The sequence below is a fragment of the Lentzea sp. NPDC004782 genome (genome assembly GCF_040609115.1).
Lineage (GTDB): Bacteria > Actinomycetota > Actinomycetes > Mycobacteriales > Pseudonocardiaceae > Lentzea.
In genome coordinates this window covers 15,977-40,629 of sequence record NZ_JBEXJN010000040.1, presented here as the reverse complement: position 1 = coordinate 40,629, position 24,653 = coordinate 15,977, and the positions used below count along the sequence as shown (strand labels likewise).

General features: G+C 69.9%; 12 protein-coding genes. 8 read left to right on the top strand and 4 right to left on the bottom strand.

The features are described 5' to 3' along the window. Positions 1-24: 24 nt before the first annotated feature. Positions 25-564: a TetR family transcriptional regulator gene (locus tag ABZV40_RS31305; protein WP_355449492.1), complete on the top strand. Its 540-nt coding sequence runs from the start codon at positions 25-27 to the stop codon at positions 562-564. Here ABZV40_RS31305 and ABZV40_RS31300 read toward each other — a convergent pair. Then, positions 539-997 carry a DUF3291 domain-containing protein gene (locus ABZV40_RS31300; protein ID WP_355449489.1) on the bottom strand — a complete coding sequence of 153 codons (459 nt, stop codon included), beginning with the start codon at positions 995-997 and terminating at the stop codon, positions 539-541. The genes ABZV40_RS31305 and ABZV40_RS31300 overlap by 26 nt on opposite strands. 25 nt (positions 998-1,022) lie before the next feature. On the opposite strand from ABZV40_RS31300, the gene ABZV40_RS31295 reads away from it, so the two are divergent. Continuing rightward, complete coding sequence (locus ABZV40_RS31295; RefSeq protein WP_355449486.1) at positions 1,023-1,964, top strand: D-2-hydroxyacid dehydrogenase family protein; 942 nt, start codon at positions 1,023-1,025, stop codon at positions 1,962-1,964. Positions 1,965-1,990: 26 nt separating this feature from the next. Further along, positions 1,991-2,443 carry an SRPBCC family protein gene (locus ABZV40_RS31290; RefSeq protein WP_355449483.1) on the top strand — a complete coding sequence of 151 codons (453 nt, stop codon included), beginning with the start codon at positions 1,991-1,993 and terminating at the stop codon, positions 2,441-2,443. Between the two features lie 21 nt (positions 2,444-2,464). Here ABZV40_RS31290 and ABZV40_RS31285 read toward each other — a convergent pair whose 3' ends face one another. After that, positions 2,465-3,259, bottom strand: coding sequence for a PaaX family transcriptional regulator C-terminal domain-containing protein (locus ABZV40_RS31285; protein WP_355449481.1), 795 nt, complete (start codon positions 3,257-3,259; stop codon positions 2,465-2,467). A gap of 86 nt (positions 3,260-3,345) precedes the next feature. Between ABZV40_RS31285 and ABZV40_RS31280 the strand changes: the two genes are divergently transcribed. The 5 genes from ABZV40_RS31280 to ABZV40_RS31260 all read left to right on the top strand — a co-directional run bounded on the left by ABZV40_RS31280 (position 3,346) and on the right by ABZV40_RS31260 (position 8,041). Beyond that, on the top strand, positions 3,346-4,224 hold the full coding sequence (locus tag ABZV40_RS31280) for an SDR family oxidoreductase (protein WP_355449478.1): 879 nt from the start codon (positions 3,346-3,348) through the stop codon (positions 4,222-4,224). Positions 4,225-4,235: 11 nt separating this feature from the next. Further along, on the top strand, positions 4,236-5,111 hold the full coding sequence (locus ABZV40_RS31275) for an amidohydrolase family protein (RefSeq protein WP_355449617.1): 876 nt from the start codon (positions 4,236-4,238) through the stop codon (positions 5,109-5,111). Continuing rightward, on the top strand, positions 5,108-5,560 hold the full coding sequence (locus ABZV40_RS31270; RefSeq protein WP_355449475.1) for a MaoC family dehydratase: 453 nt from the start codon (positions 5,108-5,110) through the stop codon (positions 5,558-5,560). Before ABZV40_RS31275 ends, ABZV40_RS31270 begins: the two co-directional genes overlap by 4 nt. Positions 5,561-5,572: 12 nt before the next feature. Further along, on the top strand, positions 5,573-6,853 hold the full coding sequence (locus tag ABZV40_RS31265; RefSeq protein ID WP_355449472.1) for an MFS transporter: 1,281 nt from the start codon (positions 5,573-5,575) through the stop codon (positions 6,851-6,853). A gap of 432 nt (positions 6,854-7,285) precedes the next feature. Then, positions 7,286-8,041, top strand: coding sequence for a hypothetical protein (locus ABZV40_RS31260; RefSeq protein WP_355449614.1), 756 nt, complete (start codon positions 7,286-7,288; stop codon positions 8,039-8,041). Between the two features lie 63 nt (positions 8,042-8,104). On the opposite strand, the gene ABZV40_RS31255 is transcribed toward ABZV40_RS31260, so the two are convergent. Together ABZV40_RS31255 and ABZV40_RS31250 are read right to left on the bottom strand one after the other, a co-directional pair. Beyond that, the gene (locus ABZV40_RS31255; protein WP_355449469.1) at positions 8,105-8,929 is read right to left on the bottom strand and encodes an XRE family transcriptional regulator; all 825 of its coding nucleotides are present in this window, start codon (positions 8,927-8,929) and stop codon (positions 8,105-8,107) included. Between the two features lie 10 nt (positions 8,930-8,939). Next, positions 8,940-24,650 carry a hypothetical protein gene (locus ABZV40_RS31250; protein ID WP_355449466.1) on the bottom strand — a complete coding sequence of 5,237 codons (15,711 nt, stop codon included), beginning with the start codon at positions 24,648-24,650 and terminating at the stop codon, positions 8,940-8,942. Positions 24,651-24,653 lie beyond the last annotated feature (3 nt).

Genomic DNA, 24,653 nt, shown 5'->3' with positions numbered 1-24,653 from the left:
CACTACGTTTATAGTGCATTCGTGATGTCGAACAGGGACCGTGCCCTCGCCGCCGCCGTCGAGCTGCTGGGCACCGAAGGCCTGCGCGGCCTGACACACGCGCGGGTGGACGACCGGGCCGATCTGCCGAAGGGCTCCACGTCGAACTACTTCCGCAGCCGTGCCGCGCTGCTCGACGGTGTCGTGGACTGGATGGTGCGCAGTGAGACGCCGCAGGTCGAGGCGACGTTCAAACCCGCGTCACCGGAAGAGCTGATCGACCAGCTGTGCCACATCTACGGCTTCATGACCGGTCCGAACGCCGTGATGGTCAAGGCGCGCATGGTGCTGTGGGTGGAGGCGGCGACCAACCCGCAGGTGCGGCGGGCGTTGCTGCGGGGCCGGGCCGCGATGACCTCGATGCTGGTCCCGGCACTGGCAAGCCTCGGGGTGCGTGATCCGCTGGCCGCCTCGGACGCGATCGGGATGTGCGTTCAGGGCCTGTTCCTGCAGCAGTTCGCGCGAGACGAGGCGATCGACCCCCGGCCGCTGCTGGAGATCATCGTGCGAGGTGCTCTGGCGTGAACCGCCTGCGGAACGTGAAGCCCTCCGGCGTCGGACCCTCCCTCCGGACCAGGTCGAGCTTCGCGAGCCCCTCCTCGGTCGTCGGCCGGTGGCCCGCGGGCACCCACCACATCACGTCCAGCGCGGTCGCGGGGTCGAACCACTTGGCCCTGCGCTTCACCGCTTCCAGGTGAATGCCGCCGTAGGTGAACTCCCACAACGCTTCCACCGACTCCCAGACGCTGAGGTTGAACGCCACCAGCATCGGGTCGCGGCCCAGCCGGCGCAGGTCGTCCATCATCTCGTCCGCGGTCGGCCGCCACACGAAGCCGGGTGCCTGCCGCGCGAGGTCCGCGATCGGGTCGACGCGGCTCGCGAACCCGCGCATCCGCCAGTGGTCGAACGGCCGGAGCCCGGTCGTGATGTTGGCTTGGGCCAGCTGGAATTCCCCCATGCGTCCACTCTGACATGATCAGCCCATGAGGTGTGTGGTGCTGGACGACTACCAGGACGTGGCGCTCGCCGGCGCGGACTGGTCGGGCCTCGACGTGACCGTGCTGCGCGAGCACCTGGACGACCCGGCCGACGCGCTGGCCGACGCCGAGTGCGTCGTGATCATGCGCGAGCGCACGCCGTTCACCGCGGAGCTGTTCGCCCGGCTGCCGAAGCTGCGGCTGCTGGTCACCAGCGGCATGCGCAACGCCTCGATCGACCTCGCGGCCGCGCGGGAACACGGCGTCACGGTCTGCGGCACCGGCAGTGCGAAGACCCCGCCGACCGAGCTGACCTGGGCGTTGATCCTCGGGCTCGCGCGGCACCTCGCGGTCGAGAACGCGGCCTTCCACGCCGGCGGCCCGTGGCAGAGCACGGTCGGCGTCGACCTCGCCGGCCGCACGCTCGGCCTGGTCGGGTTCGGCCACCTCGGCAGGGCGGTCGGGCGGATCGGCAAGGCGTTCGGCATGGACGTCGTGGCGTGGAGTCAGAACCTCACCGCCGACCGCACGGAGGCCGAGGGTGTGCGGCTCGCGTCCGGGCTGCACGACCTGCTCGGACAGGCCGACTTCGCGTCCGTCCACCTGGTGCTGAGCGACCGCACCCGCGGTCTGCTGGACGCCGCCGCGCTGGCCTGCCTCAAGCCCACCGCGTTCCTGGTCAACACCTCTCGCGCCGCCGTCGTCGACCGCGACGCCCTGCTGGAGGTGTTGCGGCACAACCGGATCGCGGGCGCCGGCCTGGACGTGTTCGAGACCGAACCGCTGCCGCTCGACGACGAGCTCAGGACGTTGCCGAACGTGCTCGCCACCCCGCACCTCGGGTACGTCACGGAGTCCAACTACCGGACGTACTTCGAAGAGGCCGTCGAGGACATCCACGCGTTCCTCCGGGGCACGCCCGTCCGGGAGCTGACCCTGGATCGCTGAACCCTACTCGTAGTAAGTTCGGCGGCATGACCCCTGACGCCACCGCGCACATCGACGTCGCGGCCTCACCGCAGCGGGTGTTCGACCTGGTCAGCGACCTGCGCGGGCTCAGCGGGGTCGCCGAGGAGTACTCGGGCGGGCGCTGGCTCGGTGCCGGCGGTCCGCGCGTGGGCGCCCGGTTCCGGGGCGTCAACCGGCGGGGCTGGCGGGTGTGGCCCACGACGTCGACTGTCACCGACTGCTCGGTCGAGCGGTTCGCGTTCGAGGTGAAGTCGTTCGGCCTGGCGGTGTCGCGCTGGCAGTACGACATCGAGCCGACGGCGACCGGGTGCCGGGTCACCGAGTCCACGTGGGACCGCAGGCCGGCGTGGTACAAGCCGGTCACGGTGCTCGCGACCGGGGTGAAGGACCGCGCGGTCACGAACCAGGCCAACATCGAGGCCACGCTGGCCCGCCTGAAACACGCCGTAGAAGCCTGACCGGCGCGACGAGCGGGCGGGTCAGAGGTCGATCGACTCCACCGCGGCCTCCGCCAGCGGGGCAGCCGACTTGCGGTAGCGGGTGGCCAGCGTCTGGAACAGCTGCTCGGCCTCGATCGCCGGCCAGTCCGCGGCCAGCAGCTCGGCGGGCAGGTGCGGGTCCTGCCGCACCAGGTCGAGCCAGTCGCCGTGCAGCACGAGCTGGCGGGCGAGGTCGTCCGGCAGTGACGCCTGCGGTGCGCGCCCGCTCCACCGCGTCAGGAAGTCCTGGTAGCGGGCGGCGATGGCGGCCGTGTCGAACGCGCGCGTGGCCAGGTCGGCGGCCTCCGTGGGCTTCGCGTGCTGGGCGGTGAACACGGTGACGTTCTCGGTCAGGTCGAGTTCGGCGACCATCTGCGCGACGTCGCGGGTGCCGGGGGCGATCCACAGGCCGTTCTGCACCGGGCCGAAGCCCGCCCACTGCAGCTGGGTGCGCAGGTCGTGGCGTTCGCCGCGGCGGCCCTCCGGCAGTGAGAAGCCGACCAGGGTCCAGGTGCCGTCCCAGTCGCGGTTGACGGCGCCGCGCTGCCAGATGCGTTGCTCGCCGTCCAGCAGCACGTCGTTCGCCCGTTGCGTCAGTCCGAAGTAGACCTTGCGGCCGCTGCGGTGCTTGTCGAGCAGGCCGCGGGTGGTCATCCGGCTCAGGGTCGAGCGCACCGCCTCCTCGGAGACGTCCACGCGGCCGAAGATGTCGATCACGCTGCCCGAGTACACGGCGATGTCGCGGCCGAGCACGTACAGGCCGAGGAAGTTGAGCATCAGGGACTGCGGCGTCACGTTGTCACGATACATGTTGGGCAGAATCTAGACGAGCGTCACGAATATGTCGTACTTTGAGGGTCCCAACGGAGAGGACTCGTCGGATGGAGCTGTCGGAGAAGGTCGCGATCGTCACGGGCGCCGGTCGCGGGCTGGGGCGTGCCTACGCGGAGGCGTTGGCGCGCAACGGGGCCAAGGTCGTCGTCAACGACGTGGACGAGGCCGCGGAGGAGGTCGCCGCCGCCATCGGAGGCAAGGCGGTCATCGCCCCGGTCGGACCCACCGAGACCGCGGAACGGCTCGTCGCCACCGCCGTCGAGGAGTTCGGGCGGCTCGACGTGCTGGTCACCAACGCCGGCATCCTGCGCGACCGCGTGCTGTGGAAGATGAGCGACGACGACTTCGACGCCGTGATCAACGTCCACCTGCGCGGCACGTTCACGTGCGCCCGCGCGGCGGCCGTGCGCATGCGCGAACAGGGCACGGGCGGCAGCCTCGTGCTCATCTCGTCACCGGCGGGGCAGCGCGGCAACTTCGGCCAGACCAACTACGCCGCCGCGAAGGCCGGTATCGCCGCGATGGCGCGCACCTGGGCCCTGGAGCTCGCCAAGGCGGACATCGCCGTCAACGCGGTGATCCCGGTGGCCGCCACCGAGATGACCAGGACGATCCCCGCGTTCGCGCCGTTGATCGAGGAGTCGGAACGGAACGGCACGCCGCTGCCCGCCTGGGTGCGCCGCGACGAGGGCCTCGGCACCGTGGAGGACGTGGCCGAGCTGATCGTCTACCTCGCGTCGGAGAAGGCGAAAGGCGTGACGGGACAGGCGATCGGCATCGGCGGCGACCGGCTCGCGCTGTGGTCGCACCCGGCCGAGAAGCACGTCCTGTTCGCGGACGGCGGCTGGAAGGCGGACGAGATCGCCGAGCGGTGGGACGCGTTCCAACCCGAGACCTACGGCATCCCGGCACCGGTGGCGCCGTGAACGTTCCCAAAATGGATGTGGACGACCTGGTCGCCATCGACGTGCACACGCACGCCGAGATCTCGAAGGACGGCCACGGCGCGCTCAGCCCGGCGCTGATGGAGGCCTCCGCCAAGTACTTCAAGGCCGGCCACCGGCAGCCGACGATCGCCGAGACCGCGGCGATCTACCGCGAGCGGAAGATGGCCGCGGTGATCTTCACGGTCGACGCGGAGCACGCCACCGGGCATCCGCGCATCTCCAACGAGGAGATCGCCGCGTCCTGCGCCGAGCACGCCGACGTGCTGATCCCGTTCGCGAGCGTCGACCCGTGGAAGGGCCGCGCCGCCGTCCGCGAGGCACGCCGGCTGGTGGAGGAGCACGGGGTCCGCGGCTTCAAGTTCCACCCCAGCCTGCAGGACTTCTCGCCCGACGACCGGATGGCCTACCCGCTCTACGAGGCCATCGAGGAGCTCGGCGTTCCCGCGCTGTTCCACAGTGGACAGACCGGGATCGGCGCGGGAGTGCCGGGCGGCGGCGGCATCCGGCTCAAGCACTCCAACCCGATGCTCGTCGACGACGTCGCCGTCGACTTCCCGCACCTGAAGATCGTGCTCGCGCACCCGTCGTTCCCGTGGCAGGACGAAGCGCTCGCGGTGGCCACGCACAAGCCGTTCGTCCACATCGACCTGTCCGGCTGGTCGCCGAAGTACTTCCCGCCGCAGCTCGTCCGCTACGCCAACACCGTGCTGCAGGACAAGGTCCTCTTCGGCTCGGACCACCCGGTGATCACGCCGGACCGCTGGCTCGCCGACTTCGCGAAGCTCGACATCAAAGAAGAGATCCGGCCCAAGATCCTCAAGCACAACGCCGCTCGTCTGCTCGGACTCACGAAGGAGGACATGTGATCGTCAACGGGATCGCAGAGCTGAAAACCCTGGCGCAACAGGACCTGGGCCACACCGACTGGCTGGAGATCGACCAGAACCGCGTCAACCTGTTCGCCGACGCCACCGACGACCACCAGTGGATCCACGTCGACCCCGAGCGCGCCGCCGAGGGACCGTTCGGCGGCACGATCGCGCACGGCTACCTCACGCTGGCACTGCTCATCCCGCTCATGACCGAGCTGCTCGACGTCCAGGGCGTCCGGATGAGCATCAACTACGGCCTGGACAAGGTGCGGTTCCCGGCGCCCGTCCCGGTGGGCGCCAAGATCCGCCTCAAGGGCACGGTCGCCTCCGTCGACGACGTCCCCGGCGACGGCGTGCAGGTGACCATCGACTTCACGATCGAGATCGAAGGCTCCGAAAAGCCCGCGTGCGTCGCGCGCGGGGTTTACCGACACTACGCCTGAGATGAGAGTGCCATGGCGACAACAACGCAGTTACGCCGTGCCGTCGCGTCGAGCTTCCTCGGCAGCGTGATCGAGTACTACGACTTCCTGCTCTACGCCACCGCCTCCGCGGTGGTGTTCAACAAGGTCTTCTTCTCGTCACTGGACCCGCTCGTCGGGACGATCGCGAGCTTCGGCACGTTCGCCACCGGCTACCTCGCCCGGCCGCTCGGCGGTGTCCTCTTCGGACACTTCGGCGACCTGCTGGGACGCAAGAAGATGCTCGTGCTCACCATGAGCCTGATGGGTGTCGCGAGCTTCCTGATCGGTCTGCTGCCCACCTACGCCGCGGCCGGCTGGCTCGCGCCGGCCGGGCTGGTGCTGCTGCGGGTGGTGCAGGGCATCTCCGTCGGCGGCGAGTGGGGCGGCGCGGTGCTGATGTCCGCCGAGCACGCCACCAGCAGGCGCGGGTTGTGGGCGAGCTTCACCAACGCCGGCGCGCCGTGCGGCATGGTCCTGTCGACCGCGGCGCTCACCGGCACCGCGGCACTGGTGGGGGAGCAGGCGTTCCTCAGCTGGGGCTGGCGGGTGCCGTTCCTGCTCAGCCTCGTGCTGCTCGCCGTGGGCCTGTTCGTGCGGATGAAGGTCGAGGAGACGCCGGTGTTCAGCGCCGAGCGCAAGCGCACCTCGGCTCCGCTGGTCGACGTGCTGCGCAACCACCCGCGCACGTTGCTGCTCGGCATCGGTGTCGGGCTGTCGGCGTTCGTCGCCCAGTCCACGCTCACGACGTTCGTGCTGGCGTACGGCGTCCAGGTTGGCAACAGCCGCCAGTCGATCCTCAACGCGCTGACGCTGTCCTCCGCGCTCGCGGTGGTCGGCATCATCGCCTGGTCGGCTGCGTCGGACCGGCTCGGTCGCCGGCCCGTCGTGCTCGGGGGCGCCGTCGTCATGGCCGCGTTCGGGTTCGTGCTGTTCCCGTTGGTGGACAACGGTTACGTCGTGATCGCGCTGGTGCTCGGCCAGGCGGTGATCCACCCGATGATGTACGGTCCGCTCGCCGCGCTGTACAGCGAGCTGTTCAACACCGGCAGCCGCTACACCGGTGCCTCGCTCGGCTACCAGCTCGCGGGCCTCGGCGCCGGTCTCGCACCGCTGCTGTTCGCGCAGGTGCAGGCGAGCGCGGGCACCAGGGCCATCCCGTTCATCCTCGCGGCGTTCTGCGTGCTCACCGTGGTCTGCACGGTCGCGCTGCACGAGACCAGCCGGACCGACCTGACCGGAGACAGGACCGCGGCCGGGCAGCTGGCCGGCTGACTGACAACCGGACATCGGAGGACCGGAACGATTCCGGTCCTCCGAGCTCGTTGTGAACACTCTCAAGCCGTCGAACGACGACGGCGTCAGCGTCGAATCCGTGTCGAACCACAACCGGTCGTCAGGCCGTGGACCAGACCGGTGACCCGCACCGGTACCACCCCGCTTGGTCCATTCACGAACCATGAACCAGGGCAGGTCAAACTATGCGAAAACGGCCTCTGACCAGCAAGATCACCGTCCGGGTAAAACCTTAAAGGCATTTAAAAGCAACGTGGTCCAGACCGGTTTGAACCCCGTTCGTGACCTCCCCGTAGTCACCGGTACAACACCGATGAACACCCCGAGGAGAATCGAATGGGCGCTCGACACCGCAAGCCCGCCATGATCGGCGCGGGCGCCATGCTCGCGGTCGCTGCTGTCGCCGGTGGCATCTTCGCCTTCAGCGGCACCGACTCGAACGCGGCCGAGGACTGCGGCGGACTGGACACCGCCCTGCAGAACAACCTGAACTTCATCGCCGGGCAGCAGGCGAACCCCGACGCCCAGTCGGACGCCCGCATCGCGAACCGGCAGGCGGTGGTCAACCTCATCCAGCAGCGGCGCAAGGCGGCCGGCTGCGGCAACAACGTCCAGGCGAAGGCCGAGAAGGGCCAGGCCGCCACGTCCGGTGAGGACTGCGGTGGGCTGGACAAGGCGTTGCAGAACAACCTCAACTTCATCGCGGGCCAGAAGGCCAACCCGGACGCCCAGTCCCAGGCCCGCATCGCGAACCGGCAGGCCGTGGTCGACCTGATCCAGCAGCGGCGCAAGGCGGCCGGGTGCAAGGGCGACGGCGGCGCGAACAACGACCAGGGCAACAACAACGCCGGCAACCAGGGCCAAGCCACGACCCAGCCCGATGCGAACCAGGGCAACAACAACGGTGGCGGTGCGTCCGGTCAGCAGGTCTGCAACGGTTCCACCGTCACGCTTTCCGGTGAGGGCGGTGCGCCCGCGGCGTCCAGCAACCAGTTCCCGGCAGGCACCACGCTGAAGGTCACCAACCTGGACAACAACAAGTCCACCACCGTCAAGGTGACGTCGGTGTCCGGCAGCTGCGTCCTGCTCAACAACGCGGCCTTCGAACAGGTCCGTGAGCCCGGCAAGTTCCTGATCCGCCGGGCGAAGATCGAGAAGATCGGCTGACCCCGGTCAGAGGAGGACGGGTGCTCCCTGCGTGGCGCGGAGGGAGCACCCGTCCTCTGGCGTTCACCAGGACCAGCGAAGACCCCGAACGCCGGGTTGCACGTCCAGAGCGACGTCCAGCAAGGTCTGGGAAGGAGCCACCGCGGTGCCGTCGGCGAGCTGCGTCACGGAAACCGGTGGGGTGCCGGAGAAGGTCACCTCGAGCACGTACTCCCGAGCGGGCAACCGGAACTCGCGCTCGTAACGAGTCGCAAGTGGACGCGGCGCCACGTTCACCAGCTCGTGCTCGATCACGATGCTCTCGCCCTTGTCCAGCACCCGGTCGAACAGCAGCTCGGCGGCGAGGACGCCCCGCGTCTCGTCCTCCACGAGCCGCCCGATCTCGCAGTTCTTCAGGGCCCGCAACGACGGCAGGGCGCGCGACTCGGTGTGCATGACCACGACCCACCGGTCCGGCCCGTTCATCGACGCCGACAGCACCTGCCGCGAGCGGAACGACCTCGCGGTCCGGTCCGCCCCGATGCTCACGAAGTCCTGCTGGCTGACCCGGATCAGCTGGTCGTCCCAGCGGGTTTCCATGTCCTGCAACGCGTGCTCCGGCCAGAACGCCGACATCGGCGCCGGGGCCTTGCGCAGCCACCGGCCACGCGGGCGCGGCGGTCCCAGGAGCTCCGAGAGGTGCCCGGGCGGCACCTGCAGGATGTGTTCCAAGTGGACGACGGCCTGCAGCGACTTCTGGCGCTCCGGCCTGCTGCGGCCCGTCTGCCAGCCGCTCAGCGTCGTCGGCGACACCGACACGCCGTGTTGCGAGAGGTGTTCGCGGAGTCGCTCCAGGCCGAGACCACGATTCGTGATCGCCGACCGGAGCGCTTCCGCGAACTCGTCCACGCGGGCCACGCTAAAGCATCGGTTCGTCCTGGTGTAGCCCCTGTGGCCCGCGGTAGGGCCGATAGGTCACCTGACGGCCGTTCATCACCATCTCGATCTCGACCGTCTCGCTCACCGCGTCGCCCATCGGCCGCAGCAGGACCGGGGTGCCGCCGGGCTGGTGGATCCGCACGTTCACCCCCTGCTGGGTCGCGATCAGGTGCCCGACCAGGTCACGGGCGTTGCCGGCGCCGTTGTTCTCCTTCGCGTCCGGCTGCATCTGCCAGTTCAGGTTCTCCACCAGCGCACCGGCCATGTGCCCGGTGTGCATCGGCCTGCTGACGGTGAAGTCGGCCACGGCCTGGGCCACCGCCGGGCTCTTCGCGGCGAGCTCCACGGCGTGCAGGCGCAGCGCCGCCGGGTGCACCCCCTTCACCGCGCCGACCGCCGCGTACAGGCCGTTGTCGGTGGTCGGTGGCGGGTTCTGGCCGCGCAGCACGTCGGTGTTGAGGTGCCGCAGCTGCCGCAGGGTGGCGTTGAGGTGGTCGGACGCCACGATCCCGTGCGCGGCCACGGCCTGCTGCACGTTCGCTTGCTGGTCCTGGCGCGGCGGCGTGGTGGGAGCCGTGCTGTGCGACGGGTTCGGACTGGCCGGTGTGGCGTCGGCCGGGGGAGCGGATGGTGCAGGGAGGTCGTCGTCGAGCATCACCATGTCGACGAGTTCCTGCCTGATGTCCGCGACGCGCCGATCGTCCAGCGGCCCGAGCTTCGACTCCAGCTCGGCACGGTTGCCCTCGACGAGTCCGGCGAACTGCGACGCGCGGTCGGAGCCGTCCGCCGCGATGATCCCGGCCGCCGAGAACACCTGGTACACCCACGCCGCCTGCGACGACGTGTCGGTGTCCGGCGCCTCCTTCGCGCTCACGACATCGGCGAGCGACGGCGCGCCCATGATGTCGGCGAGCGCGGCCTCCTGCGCGAAGTTGAAGGCGCGGTTGTAGCCCTTGTCGTGGTTGAAGACGACCTCGGCGACCTTGTCCGGGTCGGCGTTGAGACCGTCCGCGCCGTTGACCGTGGACCACAGCTGGTGAGCCCATTCGCCGAACCTGGCTCGGTTGGCGGGGTCGCTCAGGTCGTTGAACTGCTCCAGCTGCACGGTCTCGATGATCGGCCGCTCGAACGCCTTGTTGAACGTCCTCGCCACCTCACCGACGCCGTGCTCCTGGATCATGGCGGCGATCTCGTCGGTCCTGGTGTCGAGGACGACCGAGGCGTGCAGCAGATGCAGGCCCGCTTCGGACTGCACGAACTTCCGCGGGTCCGACTGCAGCTTCATCTCGACGAGCTTGGCCATCGGTGACGCGGTGGCCATGGCGTCGGAGGTGAGGTCCGCGAGCCGGACATCGAGCTCGGTAGAGGTGCTGGTGCCGGACTGGTGGTCCTCGGCGGTGTCCGTGCTCGACGCCGGCGGCGTTCGGTCGGTACTCGCGGTGGTGTCGGTGGTCGTGCTGGGGGTGGTGGGCGTGGCGGGAGGTTGCGGTGCCGGGCGCGTCGGTACTTCGGGTGCGGGCGGTGGTGCGGTGTGCGACGAGCTGGCGTCGGTGTCGCTGGTCTCCGTTTCGGGTGATTCGGGGATGGTGGGCAGGGCTGGTGACCAGGTGCGGTTGCGGTTCGCGGCGGTGTCCGTGCTCGACGCCGGCGGCGTTCGGTCGGTACTCGCGGTGGTGTCGGTGGTCGTGCTGGGGGTGGTGGGCGTGGCGGGAGGTTGCGGTGCCGGGCGCGTCGGTACTTCGGGTGCGGGCGGTGGTGCGGTGTGCGACGAGCTGGCGTCGGTGTCGCTGGTCTCCGTTTCGGGTGATTCGGGGATGGTGGGCAGGGCTGGTGACCAGGTGCGGTTGTGGTTCGCGGCGGTGTCCGTGCTCGACGCCGGCGGCGTTCGGTCGGTACTCGCGGTGGTGTCGGTGAGTGGTTGTGGCGTGGGTGGGAGCGGCTTCTGGTTGCCGTCCGCGGTCGTGTTCCCGGACGTGCCGGCCCCGTTGTCCTTCGGCGGCACCGGCGGCGGCGCCTGCGCGGCCGTGTTGAAGGCGTCGACCTCGCGGTCCACCTCGGCCTTGGCGTCCCACCACGCCTGTTGCTTCGCGTCCGCGGCGCGGCGGGCGTCGTCGAGCTTCGTCTCCGCGTCCTTGATCGCCTTCTCCGCGGTGGCCCGCTCGTCCGCGAGTTGCTGATACGCGGACTCGGCATCGGAGCGGGCGTTGTCGGCCTCGGCGACGGCCTGCTGTTGTGCCTGGAGGGCGGCGCGGGCGTCGGCGGCGGCCCTGCGCTGGGCGTCGAGGTCCGCGTGGGCGTCGGTGAGCTGCTGCTGGGCGTCGGTCAACGCGGCGTGCGCGGCGTCGGCCTCTCGTCCGAGGCGGTCCAGTTCGGTTTGGGGAGCGCCGTTGATCTGGGCGTCGTCGAGGGCGTCCTTGGTGGCCAACGCGCCCTGGCTGAGCGACGTGATCTGCGGGTTGAGCTCCTGGATCGTCGCACGGGTGCGCGCCACGTCCGCCTGCGCCGCGTTGGCAGCGGCCTCCAGAGCGGGGAGCTTCGCCTCGGCGTCCAGGTGGGCCTCGATCGCCGTGTTCAACGCGGTCGCGGCGTCACCCAGCGGCTGGTCGGTCCTCGCCAGCACGGCGGCGGCGGAGTTGATGGCGTCCTGGGCCTCGTGGCGGGCCGCCTCGACTTCCTTCTCCGCGGTCCGCCAGTCGTCGGCCGCCTTCTTGACCTCGGTCTGGGCGTCCTTCAACGCATCGCTGAAGTCGTGCTTCAACAGGGTCTCGACCTCGGTGGCGGGCATGCGCACGCCGGCCGAACCCGGAACGGTCAGGTCGACGACACCGGTCTTGCCACCGATCGTCGCGACCACGCGGTACTCGACGTCGAACTGCACGAGTCCGCTGCGGGGCGCGTCCTTGGGTTTGACGTTGCCGCCCTCGGCCTGCGCCGGGCCTCCGGACACCGCGGCGGAGTCCTCACCCGCGTGGCGTACCTCGACGCCGCCGGTGCTGAAGTTGACCGTGTCCGCGGGGGCACCCTGCTTGACCGCCGCGCTGCCCTGCGCGAGACCGACCGACGCGTCGGCCGTCTCGGACACCTTGGCCTCGCTGGAGGTCTCGGAAGTCCTCGTGGTCAGCGGGTGCTCGATCTTGACGCTGTCACTCAAAGACCCCAGCTGCGGGTTGACCAGCTTCGCGTAGACCTTGACGTCGGCGTCCTGCCCGAACGTCAGGGCGGCCTCCTTCAGACCGGGCACGTCCAGCGGACCGGACAGCATCGAGGGCAGGTGCGGCTGCAGGTTCTCCGGGCTGAGCGTGGAGAACAGGCTGTTCAGCGCACCGGTGCCCTTGCCGGTCAGGCCCTTGCCCGCGCCCGCCTCCGTCAGCGCCTTCACCGCGGCGTCACGCAGGTCGTTGGCACCGCGCAGGTTCTCGACCGACGCGGTCGGCGGCAGCTGCGACGCACGGCTGTCCTGCTGGAACGCGGACGTCGCCGCCGGCGTGCCGAACTCGCTGCCGCGCCGCGACGCCGCCGACATGTACGGCTGCGGATTGCCGCGGCCGGAGGTCGGCTGGGAGACCTTCTGGTTGTCCGCGTGCGTGCGGACCACCATGTCCTGCCGGCTGCTCCTGGCCTCGGCGACGACCTTGGAGCCCTTCTCCACGACGAGCTCGAACTCGATCGGCACGTTGTAGCGCGCTGCGGGTCCACTGGCGGTGCGGGTGTGGCTGAACGCCTCGTTGGTCGAGGTCGTGACGGAACTGCTCTTGCTGCTACCGATGTTCGCGCCGACGCTGCCGCCCGCGGTGCCCGAGACGTTCGGGTTCGCGCTGCCCGGTGCGGCCAGGCCCGGTACCCGCACGCCGAGACCCCAGCCGGTACCGCGGCCCTGGCCCTGGCTCTCCTTGCGGGAGCCGCCGGAGTTGTGCGTCATGTCGATGCCGTCGTTGACGACCTGGTCGAACGCCGGCTCGCCCGTCTTGGCCCGCAATGTGACCTGGTAGGAGTCCTTGCCGAACGTGCCGGGCTGGTGCACCAGCAGCGGCACACCGCCGTCCAGCGCGCTGTCGATCATCGCCTTCACGCTGGTCGGCGAGTTGAGGTCGACGATGCGCTGCAGGTTGCTCATCGAGTCCTTGAGCACCGAGTCCGGGATCAGCGAGTCGCTGCCGAACTTCCTGGTGTTCGTCGAGAGCTGGGTCGTGAGGTCGTTGACCACACTGGACAGATCCGGTACAGACTCCACATTGGACAGACCGAGTGCGCCGGGCTCGCCGGGCGCCACCGTCGCGGGCGGTGCCATCTTCGGGAAGTCCGGCTTGGACACGTTCGGCGCGACCGTCGGCAGCACACCCAGTTGCCGTGCGACATCCTCGGAGACGCGGACGAACACCGACTTCGGCATGTTCACCGTGACGCCCTCGGCGTGCGGAGTGCCGCCGTGCACGAAGTTCCCCGCGCGGCTTTCGCCGACGATGGTGAACTCGGCGTCGATCTGGACCAGCACGGTCCGCGCCTCGTCCGGCGTGGTCCGGCCGCGGTCGATCTTGCCGCCGATCTCGTTCGCCTCGGTCCTGGTGTCCGACCAGGGCGTCACCTTGCCGGTCACCGCGGCACCACCGACACCGCTGGTCCGCGACGGTGTGCCGGCGGGCGGCGGGGTCACGTTGGGGCGCACCGGAACGTTGATACCGGCGGTGACGTCGACCGACCGGCTCGTCGTGGACGACTCACCGGCCTTGTAGCCACCGCTGACCGAGTTCTCCGCACCCGTGGTGTCCGAAATGGACACCAGCTTCGCCTCGCCCAGCTTGACGGACATGCCGATCGCGCCGGAACGGTCGGTGACGCGGCGGTCGTACTTGAGACCCTGCTCCTGGACACCGGTCTCGACCAGCTTCTGCAGGTTCGCCTTGATGTTCTCCGGGGCGAACATCTTGTCGATCTGCGCACGCGACGCGGTGCCCGGCACGGTCAGCGCCGAGTCGCCGTTCGCGGCCCGGTTGAGCGCGTCGATCGCCTGGTCCCGCAGCTCCGTCGTGTTCGCGATGGCCTCGACGTGCAGGAACTCCGGCGACTTCGGTCGCGCGTCCTTGGGGTTCAGCAGGTCGTTGACGGTCGGGGAGTTCTCCAGCATGGTCGACTGCGGGTCACCGGGCTTGAAGCCGTCACCGGGGTCGTCCTTGAGCGTCGAGCCGTCCGACACCCACAGGTTGACCTTGCCGTCGATCTTGTCGAGCCCCGCGCCGGTCTTGGCGACGGTCGTCACCACAGGCGAATGGACACCGGGCGCGCCGGGCACGACGTTGCGCACCCAGGTCCGCGGCCGGGTGAACGACGTGATCTCGATCTCGAACTCGACGTCCTGCTGGAACACCTGGGCGTCCGCGCTGCCGGGGTTCGACGACGTGCTGCTGATCGACGGGCCCGCCGACGTCTTGTCCGCCGTCGAGTGCGTGTAGGACACACCGACCTGCGGCGACGGGGTGAGCGAGGCGACGCCGGTCTTGACCGGGATGTTCACCCTGCCCTGCACACCGCCGGTCCAGCCCTTGGTCGTGGTGGTGCTGGAGTCGAGCTTCGGTCCGGTCGTGGTCGAGTCGCTGACCGCGTGCTTGTCCGCCTGGCCGAGGTGCTTCGGGTTGGACAGCTTGGCCTTGACCGTGACGTTGACGTAGGTGTTCTTGGTCGTGCCGGTGTTCTTCAGCTGCACCTGGACGCCAGGACCGAGCAGGCTGTCCATGTTCGCCTTCAACGCGGCGGGAGACAGGCTCGCGGTCAGCTTGCGCTGGTTCGCGAGCTGCTCGGCCACGTCGGAGTAGCTCTGGCCCTTGCTGCTGCGCGGGTTCGCGTCCGGGTTGTTCCACTTCGGCAGGAGCTTCTCGAGACCGGGCTGCTCACGCAGCTTCGACTCGACCTGGCCCTGCACCTCGTTCGCCGGCGTGAACTCGCCGACCTTGGCGTTGCCCGCGGCCAGCGTGTCCGCGACGTACGGCGGCAGGAACCTGGTGCCCGCCGTGGCCGGGTCGGTTGTGGTGTTCCTGGTGCCGTCCGGCGTCGGCAGACCCACGGCACCGGCCTCGTTGAGGCCCATGCGCATGTGGGTCGTGATCTCCATCTTGACGCTCTCGCCGGACGGCGTGCGCACCTCGACCTCGGCGGTGACCTCGTACAGGCCGGTGTCGGCCTTCACCCCGATACCGGTCTTGTGGTCGACACTCGACCCCGCGCTCACGCCCTCGGCGGTGCGCGCGGAGTAGTTCACGGTGCCGCCGACCGTGCCGCCGACCTGGCCCGGCACACCGATGTTGCCGCCGAATCCCGCCGTGACGTCGAAACCGGTCTTCGTGGACGCGGACACACTGCTGCCCCAGGCAGAGGTGTCCTTCAGGTCCAGCGCCGCCTCGTCGTGCGTGCCGACGAGCTTCGCGTCCTTCAGCGTCGCCGTCATCTGCACCGCGCCACCCTTGCTGGCGTGCGGGCTGATCAGGTCCGGCGACGTGACGAACCCGCCGAGCATCGCGGGCAGGTTGTTGCGGATCGAGGTGGGGCTCAGGAAGTTCTGCAGCACCTCACGGCCGGGCGAGCCGACCTTCGTGATCGACGGGTGGAACTTCGCCGCCACGTCGGTGAACGCCTTGCCCGCGTCCTTGACCGTCACGGCTTCCGGCACCGCGTTCTCGATCTTGGTGCCCCACGCGGCGTCGGTCGGCGTGACCACGTCGGACGCCTTGCCGGAGTCGACGATCGTGCTGAGGTCCGCCGGGACCTGCAGCGTGACGTTCGTGCCGGTGTTCACCGCCGCGAACTGCACGGGCCGCCCGGCCGCGTCGGTGACCGTGATCTCGAACGAGACCGGCAGGGTGACCTGCTTCGAGCCCTCCCCGGACTTGATCGCGCGCTGTTCGGTGATCGTGTTCGTGGTCGCCTGCGACACCGCGGGCGTCGCGAGCGCGGCCTTGCCGCCCAGCGAACCGTACGGGCCCATCGCGACACCGGCCGTGGCCGAGCCGCCGACGTCGTTGGACGTGGAGATGGTGTTCGTGGTGGTGGAGGCCGCGGCGGCCTGGTAGTTCCTGTCCACCTTGGTGTCGGCCGCGTCCTTCGTGGCCGTGCCGGCTTCCGTGTGCATCTCGGCACGGACGTTCGCCTCGAACCAGGAGCGGCCGATCTTCACCTGGAAGTTGCGGCCGTTGCCGAGGAACGTCTCGAACTCGTTCTCCAGCGCGTCCTCGATGCGCGCCGCGTCGTCCGGCTTGATGCCGTCGATCTTGCCCGTGACCAGGTCCGCACCCTGCACGTCGGTGGGCACGATCGAGCCGAGAGCCTTGTTGTCCTGGAAGAAGCTCGGCAGGTTCGTGTCCGGCACCTGGCCCACCGGCTGCGGGGCCTGCGTCCTCATCGGGGTGACCGGGTTCGGCGTCGGCCTCGGCGGTGCCGGGCGCGTCTGCGCGTCCGTCGCGGGTGGGGCCGGGCGTGTGTTGGTGTCGGGTGCGGGCGGGGCGGGGCGTGTTTGCGCGTCCGCCGCGGCGGGTGGGGGCGGTGCCGGGCGTGTGTCGGGTGGGGGCGGGGCGGGGCGCGTCTGTGGTTCCGGCGCCGGGCGGGCGTCCGCCCCCTGCCGGGCGCGTGCGTTCTGGACCTCACGGGTGAAGTCCAGGAGCCTCGTGAGGTGGCCGGTCGGGTGGCCGCCCGCCTCCGCGTCACGGATCTGCTGCTCGACGTGGCTCTGCACGGACGTGATGTCGGCGTCGCTGAACTGGCGCCAGCCGTACGAGTTCGGGTTGGCGTCCTGCTGGAGCGCGTACGTGGTGAGCGCCGCGTCGCGGTTGTTCGTGAGCTGGTCGAGCCGGTTCTGGGCGCGCTGGACCTCGCGGTCGGCCTGCTGCTGACGGGCTGCCTGCTCGTCGAGCATCGACTGGGTCTTGAGGGCGTTGGGCACCAGGTCGGCCGCGTTCCACCGGGAACGGGCGGCCTCGGCCTTGGCGAGGGTTTCCCGGGCGAGCTCAGTTCGCCGGTTGTAGACCTCGGGACTGTTGACCCCCGTGGAGAGGTCGAGCATGTGCTGGATCGCGGCCGCGCGCTCCGGGTTGGCGCTGTAGGCCGGGTTCTGCCGCATGTCGCGCAGTGCCGCGGGGTCCAGGCCGTACAGCGACGCCGCGAACGACTGCGGCGTCGAGCCCTGGTGGACGGGGTCGAAGCCGCCGGGGACGACGAGGTCGACGTCCGGGTTCGCCGGCCGTGCCGCCGGGTCCTGCATGAACGGCCCCGCTGGGCGGGGCGCGACCGCCGGTGCGGGCTGAGCCTGCTGGTTCGCGGCGTTGTTCTCGGCGCGGTTCTGGGCGTCGTTGTCCGGCTGGGCCGGCGCCGGGTCGTTCGGCTGGACCGGGCCCTCGTCGCCGATCCGGATCTCCCTGACCGTGTCGAGCAGCCGGTCCAGGTCAGGGGTCGGCTGACCGGCGGCGCGCGCGTCGTTGACGAGGCTCTCGACGTGGTTTTCGAGGTCCACGACGTCCTGGGGCGTCACCGACTGCCATCCGGGAGCGTTCGGATCGGCAGGCAGGTTCAGCGCGTACGAGGTGAGCGCGTCGTTGCGGTCGTACTGCAGCCGGTTGAGCTCGTTGTTGAGCTCCATCTCGTGCTGCTCGAGGTTCTGCTGCGTCGCCTGGCGCTCGGCCTGGCTGGTGCGCATCAGCTCGGTCTTCCACGCGTCCGGCAGCGCGTCGGTGATGTGCTTCAGGTCGGTGATCTGGCTGCGCGTTTCCTTGATCTCGCCCTGGAGATCCTGCAGGTGCTGCTGGATGCCGCCGTCCTTCCGCGCGGCCTCCAGGTTGCGGGACATCTGCCTGATCTCGTACGAGCGGTCCGGGTTGTCGCGGTACTGCTCGGCCAGGTCGTTCAGCTCGGCGGAGGACTTGCCGAACAGCGAGGCCTTGAACGCCGCGTGCTCCTGCCGCGCCTGCGCCTCACGACGGTCCTGGGCTGCCCGGTTCTCCTGTGCTACGCGGTTTTCCTGAGCTTCGCGAGCTTCCCGCTCCGCGGTCCTCCTCGCCTTGTCCGCCTCCAGCCGCTCCATCTTGGACTGGATGTTCGCGGCCGTGTCGAAGCGGTTGCTGTAGTCGGGGTTGGTCGTGAACGACAGGATCTTCTCGTTCTCCTTCAGCACGGCCTCGGCTTCGGCGATCCTGGCGTCGAAGTCGTAGTTGCTGAAGTCCTCACCGGTGCCGAACCAGCGGTTCATGAAACCGTTGAAACCGGCGTGGTCGTCCTTGCCGTCGCGGAAGTCCTGCAACGCCTGCCTGGCTTTGTCGACCTCGGCGGTCAACCCGGCCACGCCGTGCTTCATGACGTGGTTCACCGCGCCGCGCACGGCCATCTCGTTCTGCACCCGCTCGTGCAGCGCCTTCAGGTCCGTGGTGTCGAACCCGGCGTTTTCGGCGGCCGCGATCTCCTGGGTCAGGTGCGTGTCGAGCTGGGCGATCGCGTTCGGCCCGAGCTTGATGAGTCCGTCCGCGTTCGGGCCCGCGACGTAGGTGTCGACGGCGTGGGTCAGGCCCACCTTGGGGCCGGCGTCCCTGAGGGTGCCGATCTGCTTGTTGATGTTGTTGAGGAGATCGGTGTCCCGCGCGATGTCCTGCTTGATCTGGGCCTGTTGCTGCTTGTCCGCCTGCGTCTGGAGCGCTGCCGGCTTCCAGGTCGACTTCGCCTTCGAGTCGTCGATCCGGTTCTCGAGTTTCGCCTGCTGGTCCAGCAGGTCCTTCATGAAGACCTGCGGACCGCCGGGGTGCGCCGCCGCGCGCTTGATCAGCTGCGTCTTCTGCGCCGCGTTGTAGAGGCCTTCGTCCTGACGACCCTTGTAGAGGTCGGCGATGGTCTGGTTGACCTCCGCGGAGGACTTGCCGCCCAGCCATGCCTCCATGCCGGCGCGGACGTCCTGCGGCGACGGGGCACCGAGCGCCCCGAACGTGCCGTTCTGCGACGTGACCTGCACCTGCGGCGCGCCCGCCGGGCCGTGAACGGTCTGCACGCCGTCGTTGTCGACGACGAGCTGCACGCCCAGCGACTGCGCGATCGTGTTCGGCAGGTGACTGCCGACCTGGGAGTCGGCCCACGCCGGCGTCTGCAGGCCCTTGGCGACCAGGTCGGCCGACGTCGGCATCGCGCCGTTCTCTTTCACCTGCTGCGTGACGTGGTTGATCACGTCGACGTCGCCGGGCTTCATGCCGTCGGTGTTCAGCCCGGCGTTCACGACGTCCCAGCGCCTCGGCGACCCGTTCGCGAGGTCGTTCGCGACGTTCGCCCGCCACTGGTCGAGCTTGGCGTCGCCGGTGAGGCCGGGCACGTTCGGTTCCAGGTCGGGGTGGAACTTCGCCAGCGTGTCCGGGTCGACCTGACTCGCGACCCAGTTCGACAGTCCGTTCGGGTTCAGCCCGGGGTGGTCGTGGTTCTGCGGGTTCTGCTGGACATCGGTCAGTACCGCGTCCACAGTGGACCGAACATCGCTTTGGCCGACCAGTGGCGACGCGTTGGCGACCGGCACGTTCTGGAACGCGGCGCTGCGCAGCACCGACTCGACCAGTCCGACGTCGTCCAGGTTCGGCAGGTGCGTCTGCGGGGGACGGACGTCGGCGTTCGCGTCCACGTCGGTGTCGGCGTCGGCGGGAAAGCTGCCGGGCAGGGTCGGCGTGTCCGCGTCGGGCACCGGCCTGGTCTGCACATCGGTGTCGAGGTAGTTGACCGGGTTGTTCTTCGTGTCGCTGGCGACGTCCGGCGACGTGGTGCTCGGCGTCCAGCCGGCGGGCGGCGGCACGGTGGCCGGGCCAGGAGGGTTGATCGTGGTGTCGGGGACCATCACCTGGCTGTTGGCGGTGCGTTCGATCAGCCACAGGTGACGCGGACGGACACCGGGGTCGGGCAGGTGGATGCCGTCGCCCATCATGCTGCCGTCGTTCTGGTGCACGCCGGAGTTCGTGTCGTGCTGCTGGAAGACCCTCGACGTGTCCTTGTACTCGTCCGGGACGCCGAGGTAGTGCAGGGTTTCGTGCGCGAGGAGCTCAGGGCTCGCGTTGGGGTTCCAGTGGTTCTGGTCGACGTTGGCGTTGTCCGGGTCGACCCTGACGATGGTGTGCGCGCCCGCCGGGTTGTCCGTGAACTCCAGGTTGACGTGGAACTGGTCACCGCTCGGGAGCCGGAAACCCTGGTTCAGCAGGCTGTTGACGCCGTTGGTGGCGTTCTCCTTGACCTGCGCGACGGCGTCGGCGTCTGCGTTCGCGGCAGGGTCGATGTGCACCTTGACGGTGTACTCCTGCACGAAGTTGCCCGGGCTCGTCTCGATGCGGCGCAGGTCGTAGTTGATGAGGCCCAGGTAGGACTTGATGTTGCCCGGCGTGCTGTCCGTGCGCACGTCGTGGACCGTCACGTCGACGGTGCGGACGTCCGTGTCGTTGCGGCGGTCGGCCCAGGTGCCGCGGTCGGCCGGGTTGTTCGGCTGGGACCAGTCCGCGGTCTTGGCCGGGTCGTGCCGCCACGACTCGTCGGTGAGGACGTCCCTGCCCGCGTGCGACTCCGGGGTGATGGCGGGCATGGCGGGCGGTGCGCCACCGTGCTTGACCTGCTTCGGCGCGTCCGTGTTGGTGTCGGTGTTGGTGTCCGGGGCGGGCGGTGCCGGGGGAGCGGGTGGCGGTGCGGGCGCGTTCCGAGGCGGCGCGTCACGGGGGTCCGCGTCGCTGTCGCTGTCCGAGTCGTCGTCTCGGGCAGAGTGGTAGTCGGAGTCGCTGTCCGAGTCGTCGTCTCGGGCAGAACCGTAGTCGGAGTCGTTGTCGGAGTCGCTGTCCGTATCCGTGTCGGTGTCCGAGTCGGTGTCTGTGTCGGTGTCGGTGTTCGGCGTCGGGTGGGGGGTTTCCGGCGTCGGGGTGGGGCTGGCCTCCGCGACGGCGTCGCTCAGCACCTCGTAACCCGTGGTGGTGCCGGGAGGTGTGTTGTGCTCGCGGTGCGGCCGGTTCTGCTCGAACGTCGCCGGGTTCTCGTCGAGGATCTTGTACGACCCGTACTCGGCGAGGTCGTCGAAGACCTCCTTGCGGAACGCGTCGCCGAGCGGGTTTTCCTTGGTGATCGGGTACGCCTCGAAGCGGCTCTGCCATTCCTGCCGGCTCGCCCTGCGGTCGGTGTCCACGACCATTTCCCAGGCAGCCTGGGTCCACGAGCCCGGGGTCGTGGCGGTGTTGACCGTCTTGCCGAGGTTGGCGGTGTCGATGTCCTGGTGCATCGCGAACGCGTTCACCTTGGCGTCCGACCCCTTGTAGTCGGTCAGGTACTGCTGCAGGTGGTGCTGCGCCGACACCAGCGACAGACCGCCCTGCGTGTAGTCGATCAGCACCACGTTCTTGTCCTGGGGCAGACCGCCCAGGAACTCGTCGAAGTGCTGGTTGAGCATGTTCTGCTGGTCGGCGTTCAGCGGCTCGACCTTGCCGCCGTGCGCCTCGTAGGACGGGGCGAGGATCGAGTTGGGGTCCGCGGGCGGCGGCCGGAAGTTCGACAGCGGGATGGACACCGCGGGGTGCCCCTGGTTCTGCAGCGCGGCGACCACGGCGGCCGGACTGCGGCCCAGGCCGACGTAGGCGAACTCGCTCGGCGGGTACTTGGAGGTGATGTGGTTGGCGACGTCGTTCACCGCGTTGACCAGGTTCTGCTGACCCTGGATGTTCTGCTCGCGGGCGATGCCCATCATCTCGCTGTGGAAGTCCGCGGCGTTGTTGATGTCGTATATCTCAGGCCTGCGGTTGCCGCCGCCCAGGTTGCCGTCGTAGAGCAGCGGGATGATCGTCGCGTCGACGCCGCTCTGCGCGGGCACGTCGATCCCGTTGTCCTCCAGCCACTTCTTGGCCATGTGCGGCGTCAGGCCGACCGTGGTGTCGGCGTCGACCCTGATGCCGACGAGTTCCGACGGCTTGTTCGGCAGGTACTTGAACTCCCCGTCGACCTGCTGCCAGCGCGAGTCCTTCTTCGGGTCGTCGGCGCGGTAGCTCTCCACGCGCTGCTCGGGCGTCCGGACGTCCGGGGAGTCGTTGTGCACGGTGTTGACGTCGCTGTCGCTGCCGGACCGCACGGGGGACTGGGTGTTCGGTGCCGGGGTGACGACCGGCGGCACCACGGCGACATCCGGAGCGGCGTTCGGCGTCGAGCCGGGGTTGGTGCCGGCCGACGTCGAGGGGACGTTCTGCACGGGGGCCGGACGCGACTTGACCGCGGAATCGCCGGGGTGGGGAGTGTTGGCGGGCGGCACGTTCGGGTTCGGCACGGTCGCCGGTGGCACGTTGGCCGCCGGGTTGGGCGTTGGGTTCGGCGCGGGTGCCGGCGAGCTGTTCGGCGTCGGGGCGGCCGGTGCCGGTCGGGTTTGTGCGGGTGTGGTGTCCGCTTTGGGGGACGGTGTGTTGGTCGGTGGGACGTTGGTCGCCGGGTTCGGCGATGGCGCGTTCACCGGGGGTGCGGCCGGGGCAGGGCGAGTCTGGGCAGACGGTGGCGTGTTGGTGCTGGGCGTGTTGGTGCTGGGTGCGGGTGGTGGTGTCGCGACCGGTGGCACGTTGGTTGCCGGGTTGGCCGGTGCCGGTCGGGTTTGTGCGGGTGTGGTGTCCGCTTTGGGGGACGGTGTGTTGGTCGGTGGGACGTTGGTCGCCGGGTTCGGCGATGGCGCGTTCACCGGCGGTGCGGCCGGGGCAGGGCGAGACTGGGTGGGCGGTGGCGTGTTCGGGCTGGGTGCGTTGGTGTTGGGCGCGTTGACCGGCTGCGGGCCTGCTGCTGGGCGGGTCTGCGCGGGCGGTGGCGTGTTGGTGCCCGGCGTGTTGGCGCTGGGTGGCGGGGTCAGTGGCGTCGGCTTCGGGGCCGGTGGGGGTGTGGAGGGCGAGGTGCCGGGCGCCCTGGTGATGGTGTTGTCCGGGGTGGGTGGTTTGGGGGCGTCGAAGGCGCCCTTGTTCACGCCGGGTCCCTGGCCGAACTTGTTGCCACCGCGTTCGGTGCCGGTTGCGCCTGGCGTCGCGCCAGGAGCCATTGGCGGTGCGGCGGCGCCGGGGTTGGCGGAGGCGGGTGGTGCCACACCCGGGGACGTGGCGGGGCGGGGAGCGCCGGTCGACGGGGACGTCACGGAGCTTTGCGTGCCGGGCGTCGTCGGGGACTGGGTGCCGGCCGGTGCGGCGCCCGTGCCGGGGGTGAACGGGGCCGGGCCCTTGCCGGACGAGCCCGGCGTCGCGCCGACCGAGCCCGGAGCAGCCGGTGGCGTGCTCGGCTTGGGGGCGGGCGGCGGTGTGGACGGGGACGTGCCGGGTGCCTTGGAGATGGTGCTGTCGGGAGTGGGGGGCTTGGGCGCGTCGAACACGCCCTTGCCGCCACCGGTGCCGAACTTGCTGCCTCCGCGCTCGCCGCCGGTCTGACCGCCGGGCGTGCCACCGGGGCTCGTGGGCGGCGCCATGCCTGGTGCGGCGCCGGGCGTGCCGCCGCGAGTGCCGCTGGTCGACGGAGACGTCACGGCGTTCTGCGGGCCGGGAGCAGTCACGCCGGTCTTGGGAGTGTTCGCGGACGAGCCGGGGGTGTTGCCGAGGCTCGGAGTGAAGGGCGCCGGGCCCTTACCGCCGCCGGGCGTGGCGCCTGGAGCGCCGGGCTTGGGCGTCGCACCGGCGGGTGCCGGGCTGAGGCTGGGGGTGAAGGGGGCCGGGCCCTTGCCGGAAGTGGCACCGGGTTTCGGCGATGTGCCTGCCGGAGCGGGGCCGAGGCTGGGGGTGAAGGGGGCCGGGCCCTTGCCAGGAGTGGCACCGGATTTCGGCGCCGAGCCGGCGGGCGTGCCACCGGGAGGCGGCGCCAGGCTCGGCGTGAAGGAGGCGCCACCCTTCACGTTGGGTGTCGCGCCGACGGACGGACCGCCTGGCGCCTTGCTCCCGGTGCTGCTGGGGTTGATTCCGGCGCCGCCCTTGACGTTCGGGGCGGTGCCGACGGAGGGGCCGCCGGGGGTGTTGCCCATGCTGGGTGTGTAGTTGGCGCCGCCCTTGACGTTCGGGGCCGTGCTGACGGACGGGCCACCGGGGGTCTTGGCGCCGCCTGCCGCCGGGGTGACGCCGGCGCCGCCCTTGATCGGGTCCGGGCCCTTGACCTTCGGGCCGCCCTGGGGGTTGTTGTTGCCCGGGACGTTGGCGCCGGAGCCACCGTTGATCGAACCCGGCCCGGACACCTTGGGGCCGCCCTGCACGTTGTTGCCGAGGGTCGTGTTGGCGGCGCCGGGTGGCGGCTTGGCGCTGGTGGTGGTGTCCAACGAGTTGAAGTTCTTTTGGTTGGTCTGGTCGGTCTGGGTGAACGTCTCGTGCGTGGCCTTCAGATTCGACTGAACGTCGGTGAACGCCTTGGCGCCCTTGTCGGCCTGGGAGACGGCATGGTCGTTCGACGCGTTGAGCGCAGGCACGGCGAACAGGCCGATCGGGCCGAGTGCGTTGCCGCTGAAGTTCAGGCCGCGCAGGCCACTCGAGATGCTCGAAAGCCGGGACCCCAGATCACCGGCCTTGTTCTGCAACCCCTGCATCGAGGAGTCGCTGACGGAGAAGCCGCTGTTGCCGGTGGGGCCGTTGTTGCCACCACCGGTGCCCGTCGACGAAGAGGACGGCGTCGGGTTCGGCGCCGGGTTGGTGTTCGGCGGCGGCGACGATGTGGGATTGACGTTCCCCTTGGCCATGAG